Here is a 3,278-nt window from a genome sequence, read left to right on the forward strand (position 1 = left end):
CTTTGACCACGTCTTTGATGGCCGCGCCGCGAGCCCTCCGTCGAGGAGGGCTCGCCGCGCGGCCGGACGATCCCGTCCTCCTGACCCAGCGCGGGCAGCTCCGCCAGACGCTCGGCGATCTTCCGGGCGCGGAGGCCGACCTCCTGCGCGCCACCGAGGTCGCGCCCGAGGCGGGCGAGGCCTACCGCGCCTATGCCAACGGCAAGCGCACCGCGCCGGACGATCCGCTCGCGCCCCGCCTCGCGGCGCAGCTCGCCCGTCCCGACCTGCCCAAGCGCGCGCGGCGCGTCATGTCCTTCGCCGCCGCCAAGTTCGCCGCCGACCGCGGCGACGCGGAGGCCGAGATCGCACATCTCGCCCGCGCCAACCGGCTGACGGCGGAGGCCTTTCCCTATTCCTTCGAGGCCGATCTGGCGACGGCCCGGACGCTCGCCGCCGACTGGACGGCGCTCGAAGTCATGGACGCCGGTGGCCCGCCCGACCGCGCGATCTTCGTGACCGGCCTGCCGCGCTCGGGCACGACGCTGGTGGAGAGCATCCTCGCCGCCCATCCCGAGGTGACGGCGGGGGGCGAGATGCCCTTCCTCTCCCGCGCGCTGGCCCCCGCCTTCGAGGGGCTGCGGGCGGGCGCGCCCGACCCGTCGCGCTTCGCCGAGGCGGGGCGCCTCTACCTCGCCGCGGCGCGCAGGCGGGCGGGGACCTCCGGCATCGTCGCGGACAAGGCGATCTCGACCTTCTCGCGCATGGGCCACGCCGCGGCCGCGCTGCCCGGCGCGCGCTTCGTCGTGCTCCGGCGCGATCCCCGCGACACTGGCCTCTCGCTCTGGCGGAACATGTTTCCCGAGGGGCTGCACCGCTATGCCTACGACCAGGTGCAGATGGCGCGCTACATCCGGCTCCACGAGGCGCTCGTGGCCTTCTGGGAGGCGCGGCTTCCGGGGCGGGTCCACGTCCTCGACTACGAGGCGCTGACCGGCGACCCCGAGGCCGAGACGCGGCGCCTGATCGACTTCTGCGGGCTCGAGTGGCATCCCGCCTGCCTCGCGCCCGAGACGGTGGAGCGGACCGTGGCCACCCTCAGCTTCGCGCAGGTGCGCCGGCCCATCGGGCGCGGCTCGGTCGGCGGATGGCGGCGGCTGGAGGCCGGGCTGGGCGAGTTGCTGGCCGAACTCGACCGCACCGGGCCGCCCGACCTCGGGGCCTGAGACGGGGGCCCGAGACGCGGGCCCGAGACGGGGGGCCAGAGTCGGGGGGCCAGAGACGGGGCCCGACACAGGGGCCCGCGATCGGTTCCCCGAAATGCAAGGGGGCGGCCATTCTAGCCGCCCCTTGCACATGTCCTGTCGGGGATGCCCCGCCCGCGTCACTCCGCGGCTTCGATCCCGGTCGGCTTCGCCGCGGCCCTCCGGGGGCGATTCTGGCGCGTCCAGACGAGCTTGATCTCGCCTTCGGATTTCTCTGCTTCTTCGAGGATGGTTTCCATCCAGCGACGGGTCTTCATCTGCCTGTTCCCTTCTGCCGATTCCCGTGCCCGCGTGTGTCCGGGCTTGGCGCCACGATGGCCTCGATTTCGGGCAGTGTTGGGGCGAAACCGCTAAGCTACGATGAAAGATCGCGGCGGAATTGAGGCGGACGCCGGAGCCGGAAACGCCTATCTTCGCCGGACTTTCATCGACTTCTTCGGAATGGCGGCGGCCGGAGGCGCCACGAAAGCGCCCGGAACCGTGCGCGCCCGCCGCCTTCCGTCCCTCAGAGGCGAATCGCCGACAGGAGCCGCCCGTAATCCGCCTCGCCCCGGTGGACGGACCGCCGGTAGGAATAGAAGCGCGTCGCGTCGCGGTAGGTGCAGTGACGTGTCCATTCCGCTTCGGCCACGCCCGCGGCGCGGAGCCGTTTCAGCCCGTAGCCCGGCAGATCGAAGAGGTATTTGCCGTCCGCGCCGTTGATGAAGAACCGCGCATTCGCCGGATCGTCGTCGCAGAACCGCTCGAGGAACTCCGGCCCGACCTCGTAGGCGGCCTGGCTGATGGAGGGGCCGATGGCCGCGCGGATGCGGCCCCGGTCTGCCCCCGCGCGCTCCATCTCCTCGACGGTCGCCTCGACGATCCCGTCGAGCGCCCCGCGCCAGCCCGCGTGGGCGGCGGCGATCACGCCCGCCTCGCGGTCGGCGAAGAGGATGGGCTGGCAATCCGCGGTCAGGACCGCGATGGCGAGGCCTGGCGTCCTGGTCACGAGCGCGTCGGCCCGGATCGGCTCGGGCGGCGGGGCATCGAGTGTGACGGCACGGGCGGAATGGACCTGGTGAACCGTCAGGAGGGCCTCGGCGCCGACGCCCAGCGCCTCGGCCGCGCGCCTGCGGTTCATCGCCACGATCTCGGCCTGGTCGGAGGAGCCGCCGCCGCAGTTCAGCCCCTCGAAGATGCCCGAGGAGGCGCCGCCGCGGCGCGTGAAGAATCCGTGCAGCACGCCGTCCAGAAGCGGGGAGGTCAGGATCTCGAGGCTGACGGTCACGGCGTTCATGGACGGGTCGCGCTGCCTCCTGGCGGTCGGGCCACGGTCTCTCCGGGTGGGTCCGCGAATCCCGGCGGAAGTCCGGCGGCGTCGGGCACGAGCGCGAGCACCTTGAACAGGTTTCCCATTTCGGTGGGATGCGTCAACCGTCTGTGTGCGGCGACATGCGCCTCGAGCGCCGCGCCCTCCAGCCGGGCCGCGAGCGCGCGCGCGCGCTCGGTGATCCCCAGCCGCTCGAGGAAGGCGCCCTGCGTCGCAAGCGGCGTCGCCTTCGCGGGTGTCGCGGCCCGCGCGATCGGCCCGAAGGCCACATGCGCGGTCAGGTCAGCCTCGCCCGGCGCCGCGAGGGGATCGGCGTGGCGGTGGGCGGCGACCGCCTGGAACGTGTCGCCGATGCTCTCCATGTCGCCGTAGTCGAGGATCAGCGCCGCGCCGCCGCGCTCGGCGATCCGCCGGCCGATGTCGCCCGCGATGGCCTCGGCGGGGGCGCAAGTCTCGACGATCTGGCCGGGGCTCGTGTCGGCGAGGCGGCCCTCGAGCGCGGCCACCGGGGCGGGCGGCGAGAGGCCGAGGGCCAGCGCGCCGTCCTTCAGGCCCACGACGCGCTCGTGCCAGAGCGGCCCCTCGGCGCGCTGGAACTGCCGGATCGGCAGCGCGTCGAAGAACTCGTTGGCCACGAGGAGGAGCGGCAGGCCCGGCACGGTCTCGAGACCGTCGTGGAACTGCGGCGCGAAGGGCGCGAGCGCCTCGGCCTGAACGGCGCGGAG

At 73.5% G+C, this 3,278-nt stretch carries 4 protein-coding genes; 1 reads left to right on the plus strand and 3 read right to left on the minus strand.

What is annotated here, in order from left to right:
• A partial coding sequence (locus ACTS11_RS02625) for a sulfotransferase (RefSeq protein WP_442638793.1) occupies positions 1-1,205 on the plus strand: 1,205 nt, incomplete at its 5' end.
• Between the two features lie 158 nt (positions 1,206-1,363).
• Here ACTS11_RS02625 and ACTS11_RS02630 read toward each other — a convergent pair.
• From ACTS11_RS02630 to ACTS11_RS02640, 3 genes are all read right to left on the minus strand, one after another.
• Positions 1,364-1,501, minus strand: a complete 138-nt coding sequence (locus ACTS11_RS02630) for a hypothetical protein (protein ID WP_442638794.1) — start codon at positions 1,499-1,501, stop codon at positions 1,364-1,366.
• A gap of 248 nt (positions 1,502-1,749) precedes the next feature.
• Positions 1,750-2,520, minus strand: coding sequence for a peptidoglycan editing factor PgeF (gene pgeF, locus ACTS11_RS02635; RefSeq protein WP_442638795.1), 771 nt, complete (start codon positions 2,518-2,520; stop codon positions 1,750-1,752).
• On the minus strand, positions 2,517-3,278 hold a 762-nt coding region (locus tag ACTS11_RS02640; protein ID WP_442638796.1), incomplete at its 5' end, for an SAM-dependent methyltransferase. The genes ACTS11_RS02640 and pgeF, both read right to left, overlap by 4 nt.

Origin of the sequence: Roseicyclus sp. (assembly GCF_052168335.1) — a bacterium.
Classification (GTDB): Bacteria; Pseudomonadota; Alphaproteobacteria; order Rhodobacterales; family Rhodobacteraceae; genus Roseibacterium.